General features: G+C 52.2%; 14 protein-coding genes. 8 read left to right on the forward strand and 6 right to left on the reverse strand.

All coding sequences use genetic code 11. The features are described from left to right. Positions 1–41: 41 nt before the first annotated feature. The gene (locus K4305_RS09940; protein ID WP_331562272.1) at positions 42–1,958 is read right to left on the reverse strand and encodes an alpha-amylase; all 1,917 of its coding nucleotides are present in this window, start codon (positions 1,956–1,958) and stop codon (positions 42–44) included. 56 nt (positions 1,959–2,014) lie between these two features. Here K4305_RS09940 and truA point away from each other — a divergent pair, with 56 nt between their 5' ends. The 3 genes from truA (at position 2,015) to K4305_RS09955 (ending at position 6,083) form a co-directional block, all read left to right on the forward strand. Further along, a complete protein-coding gene (truA, locus tag K4305_RS09945; RefSeq protein WP_331562273.1) occupies positions 2,015–2,746 on the forward strand; it encodes a tRNA pseudouridine(38-40) synthase TruA in 732 nt (243 codons plus the stop codon). 186 nt (positions 2,747–2,932) lie between these two features. Then, entirely contained in the window at positions 2,933–4,693 is a 1,761-nt protein-coding gene (locus tag K4305_RS09950; protein ID WP_331562274.1) for a LysM peptidoglycan-binding domain-containing protein, read from the forward strand. Positions 4,694–4,898: 205 nt separating this feature from the next. Then, complete coding sequence (locus tag K4305_RS09955) at positions 4,899–6,083, forward strand: ArsA family ATPase (protein WP_331562275.1); 1,185 nt, start codon at positions 4,899–4,901, stop codon at positions 6,081–6,083. A 94-nt stretch (positions 6,084–6,177) separates the two neighbouring features. On the opposite strand, the gene serA is transcribed toward K4305_RS09955, so the two are convergent. Further along, positions 6,178–7,758 (reverse strand): phosphoglycerate dehydrogenase, encoded by a 1,581-nt coding sequence (gene serA / locus K4305_RS09960; RefSeq protein ID WP_331562276.1) that lies wholly within the window; start codon positions 7,756–7,758, stop codon positions 6,178–6,180. 282 nt (positions 7,759–8,040) lie between these two features. On the opposite strand from serA, the gene K4305_RS09965 reads away from it, so the two are divergent. The 3 genes from K4305_RS09965 (at position 8,041) to K4305_RS09975 (ending at position 10,547) form a co-directional block, all read left to right on the forward strand. After that, the gene (locus K4305_RS09965) at positions 8,041–9,105 is read left to right on the forward strand and encodes a 3-deoxy-7-phosphoheptulonate synthase (protein ID WP_331562277.1); all 1,065 of its coding nucleotides are present in this window, start codon (positions 8,041–8,043) and stop codon (positions 9,103–9,105) included. A 26-nt stretch (positions 9,106–9,131) separates the two neighbouring features. Further along, positions 9,132–9,335: a YgaP family membrane protein gene (locus K4305_RS09970; protein WP_331562278.1), complete on the forward strand. Its 204-nt coding sequence runs from the start codon at positions 9,132–9,134 to the stop codon at positions 9,333–9,335. A 78-nt stretch (positions 9,336–9,413) separates the two neighbouring features. Next, positions 9,414–10,547 (forward strand): GNAT family N-acetyltransferase, encoded by a 1,134-nt coding sequence (locus K4305_RS09975; RefSeq protein ID WP_331562279.1) that lies wholly within the window; start codon positions 9,414–9,416, stop codon positions 10,545–10,547. Positions 10,548–10,652: 105 nt separating this feature from the next. Here the strand turns inward: K4305_RS09975 and K4305_RS09980 are convergent, their stop codons facing one another. The 3 genes from K4305_RS09980 to K4305_RS09990 form a co-directional block, all read right to left on the reverse strand. Then, entirely contained in the window at positions 10,653–11,315 is a 663-nt protein-coding gene (locus K4305_RS09980) for a TorF family putative porin (RefSeq protein WP_331562280.1), read from the reverse strand. Positions 11,316–11,399: 84 nt separating this feature from the next. Beyond that, complete coding sequence (locus K4305_RS09985) at positions 11,400–11,741, reverse strand: P-II family nitrogen regulator (RefSeq protein ID WP_331562281.1); 342 nt, start codon at positions 11,739–11,741, stop codon at positions 11,400–11,402. 21 nt (positions 11,742–11,762) lie between these two features. Further along, positions 11,763–13,088: an ammonium transporter gene (locus K4305_RS09990; RefSeq protein ID WP_331562283.1), complete on the reverse strand. Its 1,326-nt coding sequence runs from the start codon at positions 13,086–13,088 to the stop codon at positions 11,763–11,765. A gap of 235 nt (positions 13,089–13,323) precedes the next feature. Here K4305_RS09990 and K4305_RS09995 point away from each other — a divergent pair, with 235 nt between their 5' ends. Together K4305_RS09995 and pgi are read left to right on the forward strand one after the other, a co-directional pair. Next, the gene (locus K4305_RS09995; RefSeq protein WP_331562285.1) at positions 13,324–13,734 is read left to right on the forward strand and encodes an ATP-binding protein; all 411 of its coding nucleotides are present in this window, start codon (positions 13,324–13,326) and stop codon (positions 13,732–13,734) included. A 36-nt stretch (positions 13,735–13,770) separates the two neighbouring features. Next, on the forward strand, positions 13,771–15,420 hold the full coding sequence (pgi, locus tag K4305_RS10000) for a glucose-6-phosphate isomerase (protein ID WP_331562286.1): 1,650 nt from the start codon (positions 13,771–13,773) through the stop codon (positions 15,418–15,420). Here pgi and K4305_RS10005 read toward each other — a convergent pair. Next, positions 15,405–16,445, reverse strand: a complete 1,041-nt coding sequence (locus tag K4305_RS10005; RefSeq protein WP_331562287.1) for an FAD:protein FMN transferase — start codon at positions 16,443–16,445, stop codon at positions 15,405–15,407. The two genes, pgi and K4305_RS10005, sit on opposite strands and share 16 nt — an antisense overlap. Positions 16,446–16,542: the final 97 nt, after the last annotated feature.

The following is a 16,542-nucleotide window of genomic DNA, read 5'->3' on the forward strand; positions in this document are numbered from 1 at the left end:
TCAGGGTTAACGGAAAAATCTGAAGATAACGATTTCACGGTTCAAATCTGCCGGGGGAGTTCAAAAAGCATGCATTGACCGGGTCGGCAGGTGATGGTGAGCCTGTGTTGGGCCACCAGGTGATCCCGGTCTTCCACAAGATCCCGGAGTGCTGCGTCGGGGAACGAAAACTCGATGGTGCCGGTTCTTTCCTCCTCGCCGTTGCTGTTGCCGATAAAGAGCAGCGCATGGTTTCCGTTTCTGCGAAGCACCGCGAACAGATCCGGTTCGCTGACATATGGCAGGATGATGGATCCGCTCTCGCCGCAAAGAATAAGTTCGGCATACCGGTTCCGTATCGAGAGGATCCTGCTGATATGGGCGTTGAGCGGCTGCTGATTGTTTGCGCCGTTCCAGTCGTAACTGTATGCGCTGAAAAGCGGCAGTGTTTCCGCAGGGAATCTTGCCCGGTCGTTATCGTCGAAGTTCAGTCCGAGGTTGACCGGGTGCCATTCGCAGAGTTCCATGCCGGAGTGGATGAACGGTATGGCCGGAAGCACGGCCGAGAGAGCGAAAACGAATGCCGCGCGGTTCCGCCCGGTTTCCATGCCGGGCCACCTGTGGCATATTCTCGGGGTGTTATGGTTTTCTCCGGTACCGAAAAAAGGCAGGGCGACGCCGGTTCTGTTGAGGTGGTTGAGCAGCCCCCTGATGAAAACCGTATCGTGGATAACGAAGGGCAGCGAGCCGAATACCCCATCGAACCCTTCGTCACGAACATCCGGCGTGGGATCGAAGTTTTCATCCCAGAAGGCGAAATCCGGCCGGTTACGGCGCGCTGTTTCCACAACCCGTTTTTTCAGCTGCTCAGGCAGCGCATGGCCCATGTCTATCATGGCGCCGTCGATGCCGAAGTTGTCCTGATACCACGGGATAATGGAGGCGATGGTTTCCCAGAGTTCCATGTTGAAGGTTTCCGGATCCTCCAGGGCCGAGTCGTACATCCGGATGGTATTATAGGCAATATAGTTGAAGTCGGGATGGTTGTGCATCTTCAGGTAGGTGACGTCGGTCCAGGGCGGCTGGCGGTCGTCGGGCGGCCAGTCGGAAAAGGCGCTTGCGACATGGCAGGAATTTCCGTCTCTACCGGTACCCGTGACAGTACTGTCTTCAATTCTGACGCTCCCGGGAGCAGGAGCGAACATGCCGGTATAGTCGGCAGAGGGTGCGGGAAGGCTATGGTGGTCATGCTTGTCCACCTTTTCGTATATGGTGTTCAGGGTGGCGGCGTCGAAAACCGGAGGACCGTAAGCTTTTGCTGCCTCGGTTTCCCACAGCCAGTAAAACCATGAAGGATGATCGGTTATCCAGCTGCTGTCGATAGCCGCCGTGCGGAAAACGAATTCGAAAACCACCCTCATGCCAAGCAGGTGCGCGGCCTCGACAAATGCTTTAAGGAGGAAGTCCGCAGTGAGTCCGAGTGCCGGTTCGTCGAGCAGCGGATCGATTGTGAACGGATCTTTTACGGCGTATGGCGATCCGAGATTTCCTTTTCTGTTGACCATGCCGATAGAGGTGAGCGGCAGGAGGTAGACCGTGTCGGCACCAAGAGAGTCGATGTATGGCAGGAGAGCGATAGCCTTCAGGATGGTGCCGGTTTCTCTGAAGCCGGAAGAAAGGGGAGGGAGGCCGATATTGCCGTCAAGGTTGTGGTCAAACGCTGTGGAGAGTCGTACGAAGAGGTTATAGACAACGGCATGTCGGCTCCATGAGCGGTTCTGATCCCTGTCGAAAGAAATGGGACCGGGGTGATCGAGAATTTTTTCGACGATTTCCGCATAATAGGGGCCAGGCTGAACGGCTTCGACTCCGGTCTGATCGCCGGTCCAGAGTTTCGGTACGTGGTAGGGTTTTCCGTTCGGCGTCTCCCGGAGTTGGCGGAGACGATGCAGAAGTGTTTCAAGATGAGTATGTTGCACTGATGAAGAGGTGTTATTGAACAAAATATCCGTAACAAGATAGCGATTTCCCTTTTATGAGAAACATATGTCTGGAGGTTGAGTATGACGGAACGGATTATTGCGGCTGGCAGCGCCAGTCAGGGGGAATTCCAACCGTTCAGGGGGAGCTTGAAACGCTATTGCGGCGGATTCTCCGGGAGCAGATCGAACTGACGGCCGCAGGAAGGACGGACAAGGGTGTTCATGCCCGCGCTCAGGTCGCGAACTTCAAGACCGCATCGTCCATCGAACTTCGCAGGCTTGTTCATGCGCTAAACGGACTGCTGCCCGTAACCATCAGGATTCGCGGGGCGGTTGTCGCCTCGCCGGATTTCCACGCCAGGTACAGTGCCAAAGAGCGGGAGTACCGATATTTTCTTATTGAACAGCCCTCCGCCTTGCGGCAGAGGTTTACCGGCTTTTCCGGAGGTACCCTCGACCTTTCGGCAATGCAGCAGGCCGCCGGTCTTGTGCTGGGGGCGCATGATTTTTCCGTTCTGTCAAAGGAACCTCATTCTGAAAACGGTATGTTCTGCAATGTGACAGCCTGTACATGGACCGGAGAAGAAGAGCATCTCGTTTTTCGTATTGCTGCGAACCGGTTTCTTCGTTCCATGGTGCGTTATCTGGTCTCCGCAATGATTTCGGTCGGGAGAGGAGAACTTCCTGCCGAAGATCTCCAGTCAGTACTTGAAACCGGTACCCGAAGGTTACCTCTTGTGCCTGCATCACCGGGTGGCCTTTTTCTGTGGGAGGTACGGTACTAAGGCATCCCATGCGGCAGGCTTGTCCGGCAAAATCGCCCTCCGGCGTGCAGTGCATGAGCATTGCATGAATAAATAGCGCCGTGCTTGTTTGTAATAATCAGTTACTGTTTTTATGTTAGCTCATAAGGGATGCTTTTCCTCCCTGTCGGAGTTTTTTACAATACCCCCCTTAACACCGGATTTCCTGTGAAGATAAGGTTTCTGTATAGAGTATGTACGGTTCTTGTTTCGATGCTCTTTTTCCATAATGCCATGCATCCGGGATTCGCGAGGGAATCGAAGGGGCGCGATGGCGATTATTCTGCCGCGAAATCTTCTGTGGCGGAAATTCTCGACAGTCTTGTCTATGCCACTTATTTCAAGGATGAATATTTTTCCACCTCGTCAAAAATGCCCGCAAAGCCCGGGTTTCCTTCGCATTTCGTTCCCCAGTACAGCGATTCGGTCTATGCCGCAAGGATAGCCGCCCTTGATCGCAAAACCCCTTTCGATCTTGTTTTCAACGAACATGTCAGAGGGTTCATAAGGGTTTACGCGGTTGACAAGCGGAACAGCACGGCGAAGATCCTTGGTCTCAGCAAGGTTTATTTTCCTCTCTTTGAAGAGCATCTTGACCGCTACAACGTTCCTATCGAGATGAAGTATCTGGCTATCGTCGAGTCGGCGCTCAATCCTACGGCTGTATCCCGAGCAGGCGCAAAAGGTTTATGGCAGTTCATGTACGGTACCGGAAAAATGTACGGTCTCGAATCGTCTTCTTTCGTCGAAGACCGTTACGATCCTTACAAAGCCACGCTTGCCGCCAGCCGACACCTCCGCGATCTCTACAAAATCTACGGGGACTGGTTTCTTGCCCTCGCCGCCTACAATTCAGGTCCCGGAAATGTCAACAAGGCCATTCGTCGTGCCGGCGGCGTCAAGGATTACTGGGCGATATGGGATTATCTGCCTGCAGAGACCAGAGGGTATGTGCCGGCATTCATTGCCGTCAACTACATCATGAATTACTACAAAGAGCATAATATCGTCCCTGTCGAACCAGGATATCTCTATCACGACATCGATACGCTTCGCGTGTCGAAGATGCTTTCCTTCGAGCAGATAAACGAGACGATCGGAGTCTCGATGCAGGATCTTCAGTTTCTCAATCCCCAGTACAAGCTCGGGATCATTCCCGGTAACGATTACTCTTCGAACGTACTCAGGCTTCCTCGCCGCCATATCGGGCAGTTTCAGCGCAGGGAGCAGGAAATCTACGCTTATAAGTCGAAAAGCGTGCTTGAGCGTGAACAGCTTCTTGCCCGCGTACAGAGTTTCGAGTCATCTTCTCCGGTTCCGGTAACGCAGTTTGACGGCACGAAGTCGGTACGCAAGGTTCATTACGTCAGAAAAGGTCAGGATCTCGCTATGATTGCCCGTTATTACCGTTGCGAGCCAAGCGAGATCGTTCGCTGGAATAACCTCAGGAACACTACTCTTTCGCCCGGTCAGCAGCTGGTTGTTTTTGCAGGTGACGATGCGATTTCCGGCAGTGCCGTTCTTTCTTCCGCCGATACCTCAGAAGGGGAGTCCCGGATTAAAACCGCACCGCAGCCCGCAAAAAAGGATCGGCTCGGTCAGCATACGGTTCAGCGCGGCGAGACCATAACCTCCATTGCCGGGGCTTATGGTATGAGTATAGATGAAATTGCCGAATTGAATGGATTGAGTGGAAATATGTCGATTCGGCCCGGTCAGAAAATCACGGTCAGCGGATCAGAAAAAAAAGTCGCAAAGAATAAAAGCTCGTCCGCCACAGCAAGGTTTCACAAAGTCAGAAAAGGAGATACCCTGTTTTCGATAGCCGATCGGTATGGCGTGAGCGTTGGGCAGCTTACCGAGTGGAACGGTCTCGTCAGGAAAAAGGCGATTCAGCCGGGTCAGAAGCTGAGAGTGGCTTCCCGCTGAACGGGCCGGTTGTTTCTCTCCGCCCCTGCAAATGCAGACCGTCCGGCCGGGAACCTTTTTTTACCCTGTTTATTGTTTCCTTTCTGATGTTCCATTAACCGATAATTTTATTATCTTGAGCCTTTTCATGTTGCTCAACTGAGGGAGAAAAAAGGCTGATCGGAACCGATTTATCAATTCTTCAAAAAAGTGATTAAAAAAACGTATGCGTAATATCATCTTTACCGGAAAGGGCGGCGTAGGCAAGACCTCTGTCGCGGCGGCTACGGCACTGAAGGCTGCGGACATGGGTTACAAAACCCTCATTATGTCCACCGATCCGGCTCACAGTCTGGGTGACTCGCTCGATGTACAGTTAGGACCTTCGCCTGTCAAGGTTGCCGAAAACCTATGGGCCCAGGAAGTCAGCGTTTTCGGCGATCTCAATCTCAACTGGGATGTTGTCAGGGAGCATTTTGCTCAACTTATGGCGTCCCGAGGCATCGAAGGCGTCTATGCCGAAGAAATGGGCGTGCTCCCCGGCATGGAAGAGCTTTTTTCGCTATCCTATATCAAACGTTACAACGAAGAACAGAAAGATTACGATCTTCTGGTCGTCGACTGTGCACCTACCGGCGAAACTCTCCGTCTCCTTTCGCTTCCGGAAACGTTCGGATGGTTCATCAAATTCATCCGCAACGTCGAGAAGTACATGGTTAAGCCCGTTATCCGTCCTCTTTCGAAGAAAATCAAGAAAATCGACGATTTCGTGGCTCCTGAAGAGGTCTATGAAAAGGTTGACAACCTGTTCTCTTCGACCGAGGGCATTATCGATCTTCTGGCCGACGGAAGCAAATCCACGGTACGCCTCGTCATGAACCCCGAGAAGATGGTCATAAAGGAGTCCATGCGCGCACTGACCTATCTGAACCTCTACGGTATTACGGTTGACAGCATCACCATCAACCGCGTTATGCCTGATCAGAGCACCGATCCCTATTTTCAGAAATGGCGCAGCATCCAGCAGAAATACATCGAGCAGATCGAGGATGCATTCGCTCCCATTCCCATTGCCGAGGTACCGCTTTTCGAGAGCGAAGTGGTCGGCCTCGAGATGCTTCGCAAGGTCGGCGCCAAGGTATATGAAGACAGAAATCCTCTCGATGTGTTCTTCAAGGAAGATCCTATCGACATCAGCAAGGTTTCCGATGGCCATTACAAGGTTCGCGTCAGGTTGCCGTTCATGGAAAATATGGGCATGGAGCCCAAAATTCTTAAAATGGGCGACGATCTTACCATCCGTATCGGCGATTACCAGAAAATCGTGGCACTGCCGATTTTCCTTGCAGGCATGGAGTCTACCGGAGCTTCGTTCGAGGATAAATGGCTCAGCATCGATTTTACCAAATAAGTCTGGCGATTCGGGAGTATCCAGTCTCTTCGTGAGCAAAAAAAAACCTGCTTTTTACAGCAGGTTTTTTTTGCTTTCCGCAGCATAGGATAGCTCAAAGCGTAACGATGGAGGCGTCGGACACGCCGTCTACCCGGTTTATTTCGTCAAGAAGGGCAGGTTCGACCTCTCCGTCCACTACAATTGCCGTCATGGCAAGCTTTTTTTCTTCATCCCTCGATAGCGCGACATAGGCAACGTTGAGGTTGTGCTGCAGCAGCAGCTGGGTTACGTTCGCAATCACGCCGGGCTTGTCGATGTTATTGTAGAGGATGATATTGCCTTCCGGTTTGAATTCCATCAGGAACTGGTCGATCATGACTATCCTGATGGCGTGATCGCCGAATACCGTGCCGCCGATCATGCGTTTCATTATGCCGTTTTCAAGTTCAACCCGTATAAGATTGGTGTAGTCGGGATTTTCCTTCTCGAATTTCTGCTCGAGGGTTATTCCCATTTCTTCGGCCATCGTAAAAACGTTGATGTAGTTGGTGCCGTCGGACTGACGCACATCGAGAAACCCTTTGAGTGCAGCTGCAGCTATGACTTCGCTGAACTTCTGCAGGTATTCTCCGGATGTTCTGATGGTCATGACGTGGGCGTCAAGGTCGGTGATCTGAGCCAGGCAGGAGCCGAGTTTTTCTGCAAGAGCAAGGTATGCGCTTACTCCGGGAGCCTGTGAGAGTTCAACAGCCGAAGCGTTGACCGCCCCTTCGAGTCGGCCTTTCTGCTTCCACTCGACGATCTGTTCGGCAATCTGCACCGCCACTTTCTGCTGGGCCTCATTGGTCGATGCCGCGATGTGCGGGGTTACTATCACCTTTTCGAGTTTCAGCAGCGGATTGTCAGGCTCGACCGGTTCGGATTCGAAGACGTCGAGTGCGGCTGCCGCTACTTTTCCGGATACGATCGCATCGGCAAGGTCGGCTTCGTTAACGATGCCTCCCCGGGCGCAGTTGACTATGATGACGCCGTCTTTCATCAGGTCGAACGTTTCGTTCGAAATGAGGTTTCGCGTAGATTCGTTCAGCGACGAATGAATGGTAATGACGTCTGCGCGACTGAAATTTTCATGGAGAGGAAGCAGTTCGATATTGAGGTGTGCCGCATATTCATCCGGAATCATGGGGTCGTAGGCGATGGTTTTCATGCCGAATGCCTGCATGCGGGATGCCACTTCCCGTCCGATTTTGCCGAGTCCGATAATTGAAATGGTCTTGCCCTCGAGTTCTATTCCGGTGAACTTCTTTTTGTTCCAGAGACCGGCCTTGAGTTCGGCTGTTGCCTGGGGAATCATACGGGCAGCGGACATAAGCATGCCGCAGGCGTGTTCCGCCGCAGAAACCGTGTTGCCTCCAGGGGTATTCATGACGATGATGCCGTGACGGGTGGCCGCTTCAATATCGATATTATCCACTCCTGCGCCGGCTCGCCCGATCAGGTTGAGCTTTTTTCCGCATTCTATGATCTCCGAGGTGACTTTCGTGGCGCTTCTGACGATCAGCTTGTCGAACTCGCCGATAATCTCCTTGAGTTCTTCCTTGCCGATTTTCGGCTTTTCTGTAATCTCGAAACCGTTACGCGCAAGAATTTCTCCGCATTGCGGATCGACACCGTCAGTGATCAGTACTTTCATGTTGTTTCTGATTGGGATTCACGGAACTCTGCAAGGCTTAATGCCTGTTTCTGTCAATAGCAGAAGACATCGCATTTGCCACGATTGTTAATATATGTTTTTTGCAGGTTTGCGATACATGAATTTGTGGCAGCCGGCTATCCCGGTTCTATGGACGCGGTATCCTTCGTGGCTGAAGGGATCCGGAATTTATTGGCTCTTTTGCCGATTATATATTCGGGTTTTTTTTATCTTCCGAAGCAATAAAATAACAGTAACAAGATCAGTTGCGGTATAAAGAGAATGGAACAGTTACACGATTTGCGAGTCTCGCGCATTAAAAGGCTTTCATCTCCCAGGTCGCTCAAGGAAAAGCTGCCTGTCGGAGATCTGTCGGCAACGACCATCAGTTCGGGACGTCGCGAGGTTGAAAATATATTGAACGGAACCGATGAACGGTTGCTGGTTATTGTCGGGCCCTGCTCCATTCATCATGTAGAGTCGGCCCTTGATTACGCACAGCGACTTTCGGCGCTGAGGAGCGAGCTGAGCCATGATCTCTGCATCGTGATGCGGGTATATTTCGAAAAACCCCGAACGACGGTCGGCTGGAAAGGCTTCATAAACGATCCTCACCTTGACGATTCTTACGACATCGAACATGGGCTCTATTATGCACGCAAGTTGCTGATCGATATCAATGCGATGGGTCTGCCTGCGGCGACAGAGTTCCTCGATCCCATCACTCCCCAGTATGTCGCCGATGTGGTAAGCTGGGCAGCTATAGGAGCCAGAACCATCGAATCCCAGACTCACCGGCAGATGGCCAGCGGCCTGTCGATGCCGGTAGGGTTCAAGAACTCCACGGACGGACGTCTCGGCGTCGCTGTCGATGCCATCCGTTCGGCGATGCACCCGCACAGTTTTCTGGGAATCGATCAGGACGGGTTCAGCAGCGTCATTACCACGAAAGGAAATCCCTGCGGCCATCTCGTTCTGAGGGGAGGGCTTTCTCCGAACTATGATGCCGACAGCATTGCCGAAGCCGAAACCCTGCTTGAAAAAGCCGGTCTATCCCAGACCCTTCTTGTCGATTGCAGCCATGCCAATTCAGGCAAAAAGCACGCCGAGCAGTTGAAGGTATGGGAAAATATTCTCGAACAGAAGCAGGCAGGCAACAGGAGCATTGCCGGCGTCATGATCGAGAGCAATATCTGTTCAGGCAATCAGCCGTTTCCTGAAGATCCCGAAAAGCTCCGCTACGGCGTTTCCATTACGGACGAGTGCATTTCCTGGGAGGAGACCGAACGCATGCTCCGTCAGGGAGCGGATGTTATGAGCAGGATCGTTTCAAAAGCAGTATCATAAATAACAAACTAATATACACGACCATCATGAATATTGACCGTCTCGTTTTTGCAATCGCCGGCTGCTTTGTGCTCGCCAGCCTGCTTCTTTCTGTATATCACAACCAGAACTGGCTATGGTTTACCGGATTTGTCGGCCTGAATCTGTTTCAGGCAGCGTTCACCGGTTTCTGTCCTCTGGCCAAAATCCTCAAAGCCACCGGAGTTCCTCCGGGCGAAGCATTCAGATAAGCGGCTGTTACCGCCGTACGTGACCGATATCCCCCTTTCGAGGGGGATTTTTTCTTCAACCCCTTCACCTGAAGCCGTATGACGATCGAAATCAGGCAGGTCAGGACAAAGAAAGAACGCCGACAGTTCATTACTTTCGCCTGGCAGGTCTATCGCAGCGATCCCGAACTGAAGAAACACTGGGTTCCTCCGGTTATCTCCGATTACATGAAAACCCTCGACATGGATGTGTATCCGCTCTACGACCATGCCGATCTTGCCATGTTCACAGCCTGGAAGGATGGAAAACTATCAGGTACGATAGCAGCCGTCGAGAACAGGCGGCATAACGAGATTCACGAGGATCGCGTCGGGTTCTGGGGATTTTTCGAGTGTTACAATGATCAGGAGGTTGCCGACGCCCTGTTCGACGCAGCTGCCGGATGGCTTCGGAAAAAGGGGCTCGATACCATGCGAGGGCCGGTAAGTCCTTCGATGAACGATCAGTGCGGCATGCTGACCAATGGGTTCGACAGTTCCCCGGTCTTTCTTATGCTCTATAATCCGCCCTATTACAACGATCTCGTTTTGAAAGCGGGGCACCGTATCGGCCAGGAACTTCTGGCATGGTATATCGACCAGAAGCTTATCGATATTGAACGTCTTCGCCGTATTTCTCAGCATGTGATGAAACGGGAGGGACTATCCGTCCGTGTGCTCGATATGAAGCATTTCGACCGCGAGATCGAAAATATGCGGGAGATCTATAACGGAGCATGGGAAAAGAACTGGGGATTCGTTCCAATGACCGACAGGGAGTTCGATTGTCTTGCAAGAAGCCTCAAGCCGATAGCCAATCCGCATTACGTCTATTTTGTCGAAGATCGCGACGGAAGAACCATTGGTTTTTCGCTTTCTCTGCCGGATATCAATCAGGCATTGAAACATGTCAACGGGAATCCGCTGACTCCATGGGGACTGATAAAATATCTCTGGTATAAACGCAATATAACCATGGTCAGGACCATCGTCATGGGCGTGCTGCCGGAATACAGGAATAAGGGAATCGACAGTATTCTTAATACATGGATTGCCGATTACGGCGGCAGGCACGGCGTATTCGCAAGCGAAATGAGCTGGGTGCTGAAATCCAACGAGGCCATGAGCAAGCTGGCGAAAGTGATAGGAGGCAGGCCATACAAGGAGTATGTGATTTATGAGAAGTCCATCTGAGGCAACGGAGGATAACCATAACGATCACTGAACAGAAAAGGAGCCGCTTGCGGCTCCTTTTCTGTTTTACACACACGGAGAAAAAAGAACAGTGTCGAAGTTCGATCAGAACGATGCCATGAAGACGAGATGCGATTTTTCGGTATCCGGATTGTAGATGTACGAAGCGGTATAGCGGTCTTTCGAAACTGAAATACCGGTGTTGACGAGTGCAAAATTGTCGCCTTCAAAGTCGCCGTAGAAATCTTCATCGCCAGCACCGACAAATCCTTTTGCACTGAAGCCGTCCTTGTCATAGAATTTGTAGCTGGCTTCACAGTATTTGGCGTTGTCGGTATCGGCACCGGCGATATTCATTGCAACAAGCAGGCTGAGGTTTTCATAAGAATACCCGATGCTTGCTTCTACGATGTTCGGGCCGTCGTCGCTGAAATCAAAGGTGTCTCCGGAGTCCGGATAGTGGTAGTCGGTCAGTGTGAAACTGAATGGGCCTACGGGGACGGTGACATAGAGATCGATCTCCTTGTACCTCTCACCGTCATCTTCAGCGATTGCATAAGAACCCCATGCGCCGACTACGACACCGATGCCAGGGAAGGTATAGGAAAGATTCGGCTGAATAGCTGCAGAGTTGCCGAATTCTGTGCCCCTGAACACGTAGCTGCTGACGACGTCAGCGCCGATCTTGAAGCCCTCTGCCTGGGCGGTGCTGCCCATTCCTGCGAAAAGCGCTACGGCAAGCGAGGCGATAGTAACTGTTTTTTTCATCAATGTACTCCTGTTTTCAGTTGTTGTGTGGTTTCGGGCATCTCATGGATATGAGACGCCCGTTGTTTTGTTAAAAAAATCGTTTCAGCCTATTGCATCGTTGCCGGTCTCTTCCGTCCTGATGCGGATGCACTGGGGAAGATCGAAGACAAAGATCTTTCCGTCACCGATCTCGCCTGTTTTGGCGCCTTTGATGATCGCCTTGACGGTTTTGTCAGCGTACTCTTCGTTCACGCCAATCTCGATCTTTACCTTTTTGAGCAGGTTGACCTCGCTCGGCACACCGCGGTAGACTTCGGTATATCCTCCCTGAGCACCGCAGCCGAGAGCATTGGTCACCGTCATTTTTCTTACCCCCACTTCTGCAAGCGCAGCTTTGACGTCAGGCAGTTTATGGGGCTGTATCATTGCTACAATGTATTTCATGCGTAAGCTCCGGTTTTGTCGTTACTGTGTTGTGAAGATCTCGAATCCATAATAGGCTTCCTCTTCGTGTTCCGAGATATCGAGACCTTTCATCTCCTCCTCTTTGGTGACGCGAAGTATGCCTGCGGCTTTCAGGATAAAAAAGAGTACCAGCATGGTGGCGAATCCCCAGAGCGGAATGACCGCCGAACCGATGATCTGGGCCATAATCGGGTGACCGCCGAAAATGCCGGTTGCAATGCCTCCCCAGATGCCGTTCAGGCCATGCACGGGCCAGGCGCCTACAGGATCGTCGATTTTGAGTATATCGAGCAGTTTGATGCCCAGCACGACAAGGATACCGGCTACTGAGCCGATGATAAGCGCTTCGTTATACGTAACCGAATCGCAGTTGGCCGTGATGCCTACAAGCCCGCCGAGCAAACCGTTGAGCGCCATGGTCAGGTCCGGCTTTTTATAGAGCGTCCATGCGAAGAGCATGGCAACCAATGCTCCGGCACAGGCCGCAAGGGTGGTGTTTGCGGCAATGAGCATGACGGCATTGGTGTTGTCTCCACCTACCACTGCAAGCTGACTGCCGGGGTTGAATCCGTACCAGCCGATAAGGAGAATGAAAACGCCAAGCGTACTGAGCGCGAGATTATGACCCGGCATCGCATTGGGTGAACCGTCCGCATTGAATCTGCCGATGCGAGGTCCGAGCACGATGGCGCCGGCAAGGGCAGCAAAGCCTCCAAGGGCATGGACCACAAGCGATCCGGCGAAATCATAGAATCCAAGCTCGTTCAGCCAGCCTCCGCCCCATTTCCAGAAACCGCTGATCGGGTAGACCAGTGAGGTCAGTACGGCAGAGTAGATCAGATATGACTTGAACTGCATCCTTCCAGCCACTGCGCCGGAGACGATCGTTGCGGCAGTTGCGGCAAAGGCTACCTGAAAGAGGAAGTCCACTGCAGGGTGCAGATTGCCACCGGCAATTTCAGGGGCGTCGGTGCCGATGCCGAAACCGCCGAAACCGAACCAACCTCCGCTGAAGGCTTCGCCGGGGTACATGAGGCCATAGCCGACGAAGTAGAACAGAATGGCACCTATCGAAAGGTCCATGAGATTCTTGAACAGGATGTTGACCGTGTTCTTTGCCGCATTGAGGCCGGTCTCCACCAGCGCGAAACCTGCCTGCATGAACAGGACAAGCACTGCGCAGATGAAGAGGAAGAAGTTGTCGATTGCATAGGCGTTGACGGCATCGGCCGTTGGTTCTGCTCCGAAAAGGGGCGGACTGAACATTGCGGCACCGAGCAGTACTCCCGGCAGGAGCATTCCCGGTTTCAGGTTGAGACGTTTCATACTGATGACGGTTTACTGTTAAGAAGTCTTTTATGTGTTGAAAATTCTTGTCGAATCCCGAAGTCAATATAAAATTATAATACAAAAATACAAATAAGTAATAAAAGTTAAATCATGTGTAACTATAAGACTTAAAAATTAAAGTCCTGATCGGAAACCTCTAATTGTTGTGAAGACTCTGGTATTGTGGTAAATTCACGGGTTGATCCGTGATTCATTCATCTGTTTATAAAAAATGGGAAGCCGCATCGTTGTGCTGAAAAGTCAGGACGCGGAATATGAGGCATTGCATCGGGAGATCGCCGATATCTGCCATGCATCAGGGTTCGGAGAGGATTTCCGGGCGATACTGGAGCTGACAGTGAAAGAGGCGTTCGTCAACGCTATAGTCCACGGCAATCGCAGACAGGCAGCGCTTCCGGTCGTCGTGACCTTTTTTGTCGATGCATCGGGCGGACTGCGGGTGAGTTTCAGAGATTGCGGCAACGGATTCAATCCGGAAGATATGCCCGACCCGACAGAAGCGGACTTCCTGCAAAGAACCTCGGGGCGGGGTGTCCATATCATTCGACGCTACGCCGAAATCATCGAAGCCCGCAGGGATGCGGACGGTTTTACCCTTACGCTTCGCTGTTCTCCTTGTTGATTTATAATTAATGTTAAACCGTTAGCCTGTACCTCTATGAATATTTCGAAAAGTGCCGCCTGGAACTCCCTGCAGCTTCACAACAAGGAAATTGCTTCTTTGTCGATGCGTCAGCTGTTTGCTGATGACCCGGCCAGATCCGAACGTTTTTCGCTTCAGGCAGCGGGAATTATGCTCGACTACTCGAAGAACCGGATTACGGATGCCACCATGCTGCTGCTTATGGATCTTGCGCGCACGGCAGAGGTCGAAGAAAAGAGAGAGAGGATGTTCGGGGGAGATCCGATCAATATAACCGAAAAACGGGCCGTGCTGCATACTGCACTGCGCAGGCCTTCGGGCTATAATCTTGTGGTGGAGGGGATCGATGTCTCTGCGGAGGTGGCAGACGTTCTCGATCAGATGAAGTCGTTTTGCGACAGGGTTGTTTCGGGAAACTGGACCGGGTATACCGGCAAACGGATCACCGATGTGGTCAATATCGGCATAGGTGGCTCCGATCTCGGTCCCTATATGGTTACCGAAGCGCTCAGGCCCTATGCGCATGGAGCGATAAGGGTGCATTTCGTCTCGAATATCGACGGAACGCATATTGCCGAAACCCTCAAGGCTCTCGATCCCGAAACATCGCTGTTTATCATCGCTTCTAAAACGTTTACAACCCAGGAGACCCTTACCAACGCCCTGAGCGCCCGGAAATGGTTTCTCGGCCATGCCGGAGAAGAGCGGCATATCGCCCGGCATTTCGCCGCAGTGTCGACAAATCGTGAAAAGGTCGCGGAGTTCGGTATCGATCTGTCGAACATGTTCCGTTTCTGGGACTGGGTCGGCGGCAGGTACTCCCTCTGGTCGTCGATAGGGCTTTCAATCGCGCTGTTTCTTGGTTTCGACCGGTTCTCGCAACTGCTTGCAGGCGCCTGCGCAATGGATCAGCACTTTCTGCATGCGCCGCTCGAAGAAAATATGCCGGTAATCATGGCTATGCTCGGAGTCTGGTACAACAACTTCTTTCAGACCGCTTCCCATGCGGTCATTCCCTATGACCAGTATCTGCACCGGTTTCCTGCCTATCTGCAGCAGCTCGATATGGAGAGTAACGGCAAAAGGGTGGACTGCAGCGGAAATATCGTCGATCATGCTACCGGTCCGGTGATCTGGGGAGAGCCGGGCACGAACTCCCAGCATGCTTTTTTCCAGCTTCTGCACCAGAGCCCCGCATTCATTCCTGCGGATTTCATTCTGCCGCTCAAGAGCCTCAATCCGCTTGGCGAGCACCATGACATGCTTGTTGCAAACTGTTTTGCGCAGACCGAGGCGTTGATGAAGGGAAAGAGCGAGGAAGAAGCGCGCCGGGAGCTTGAATCAGCCGGATACGATGCCGGAGCAATCGCCATGCTTGCGCCGCACAAGGTCTTTCCCGGAAACCGTCCCACGAACACGCTGGTGCTTGAGGAACTCAATCCCTTTACCCTCGGCAGCCTCATCGCGCTCTACGAGCACAAGGTGTTTGTTCAGGGTGTGGTCTGGCAGATCAACTCGTTCGATCAGTGGGGGGTGGAACTCGGCAAGCAGCTCGCAAAAGCCATTCTTCCCGAACTGCAGGGATCGCTGGATGTTACAGGTCATGACAGCTCGACCAACGCGCTGATAAACCGATACAGGAAAAGCCGTCAGAAACCGGTCTGATTGTCGAGGATTGCGATATACCGTCCGAGGTTCGGGCTTCGCAGGATCCGGTTATCCTTATCGATGAGAATGAAAGCCGCTTTGGAGTCCTTTCCGATAATTTCAAGCGCCTTGTCGTAGCCAAGGATGAAGAATGCGGTTGCGTAGGCATCGGCTTTCGCGGGATCGTCGGAAAACACCGTGGCGCTTTTGATCCCCTCCGCCGGATAACCGGTTGAGGGGTCGATGATGTGGTGGTAGCGCTTTCCCTGCCATACAAAGTAGTTTTCGTAGTTTCCGCTTGTCGCTATGCCGCAGGGTTTCAGTATCCGGAATGCGATGACGGGTTTGCCGCCTGTTTTATTGTCCGGGTCCGTAATTCCCGAACTCCAGGAGCTGCCGTTTTTGCTTCCGTGCACGTAGAGGTCGCCTCCCGCATTGATGATGAAATTGACGATGCCGCGATCCTTCAGCAGTTCGCCCGCCTTCCAGGCGGCATACCCTTTGGCGATGCCTCCGAATCCGATTTCCATTCCGGGTTTTTTCAGGAAGATGGTGCTGCGGAGGGTATCGAGTTCGATCAGCCGGTAATCGACAAGCCGGGCGATAACGGCGATGCTGTCCGCTGGTGGCGGCATTTTACGGCTCCTGATGTTCCAGAGTCTGCCGAGTGGCCTGAAGGTGACGTCGAATGCGCCATCGGAGATGAGTGCGATCTCCAGGGATTTGCGGGTGACCGTTACAACCGGTTCAGGGACGGCGACCGGATTTATGCCGGCATTCCTGTTGACCAGCGATACCGGACTGGCTTCCTGCCATTCGCTCAGGTCCGATTCGAGAGCGGCGATAAGCCTGAATGCATCGTCGAATGCTTCACGGGTTTTCATTTCATCCTGTTGAAGAGCTTCGGCCTTTATTTTCATCACCGTGCCCATCAGCACCTTTTCCTGTTCATAGATCCGATGGTCGAGGCCTTTTTGTTCGCATGCAAGCAGTAACAGGCAGAACAGGAAGATCGGGCAGCGTTGCAGTGAGCGGATAAGCATGTCTGAATGTATTTTATTGCCATGGCCGACGGCATTGAAAATAACAAATAAAACCGCTCATCGGCCGATTTGCATCGATTTGGAATGTATGTTATTA

Source organism: Chlorobium sp. (genome assembly GCF_036528655.1).
Lineage (GTDB): Bacteria > Bacteroidota > Chlorobiia > Chlorobiales > Chlorobiaceae > Chlorobium.

Excerpts from the sequence above, each read along its gene's own strand:
- K4305_RS09985 (WP_331562281.1), bottom strand. The coding sequence starts at position 11,741 with ATGAAATACATTGTAGCAATGATACAGCCCCATAAACTGCCTGACGTC.
- K4305_RS09965 (WP_331562277.1), top strand. The coding sequence starts at position 8,041 with ATGGAACAGTTACACGATTTGCGAGTCTCGCGCATTAAAAGGCTTTCA.
- truA (WP_331562273.1), top strand. The coding sequence starts at position 2,015 with ATGAGAAACATATGTCTGGAGGTTGAGTATGACGGAACGGATTATTGC.
- K4305_RS09955 (WP_331562275.1), top strand. The coding sequence starts at position 4,899 with ATGCGTAATATCATCTTTACCGGAAAGGGCGGCGTAGGCAAGACCTCT.
- serA (WP_331562276.1), bottom strand. The coding sequence starts at position 7,758 with ATGAAAGTACTGATCACTGACGGTGTCGATCCGCAATGCGGAGAAATT.
- pgi (WP_331562286.1), top strand. The coding sequence starts at position 13,771 with ATGAATATTTCGAAAAGTGCCGCCTGGAACTCCCTGCAGCTTCACAAC.
- K4305_RS09970 (WP_331562278.1), top strand. The coding sequence starts at position 9,132 with ATGAATATTGACCGTCTCGTTTTTGCAATCGCCGGCTGCTTTGTGCTC.
- K4305_RS09990 (WP_331562283.1), bottom strand. The coding sequence starts at position 13,088 with ATGAAACGTCTCAACCTGAAACCGGGAATGCTCCTGCCGGGAGTACTG.
- K4305_RS10005 (WP_331562287.1), bottom strand. The coding sequence starts at position 16,445 with ATGCTTATCCGCTCACTGCAACGCTGCCCGATCTTCCTGTTCTGCCTG.
- K4305_RS09975 (WP_331562279.1), top strand. The coding sequence starts at position 9,414 with ATGACGATCGAAATCAGGCAGGTCAGGACAAAGAAAGAACGCCGACAG.
- K4305_RS09980 (WP_331562280.1), bottom strand. The coding sequence starts at position 11,315 with ATGAAAAAAACAGTTACTATCGCCTCGCTTGCCGTAGCGCTTTTCGCA.
- K4305_RS09995 (WP_331562285.1), top strand. The coding sequence starts at position 13,324 with ATGGGAAGCCGCATCGTTGTGCTGAAAAGTCAGGACGCGGAATATGAG.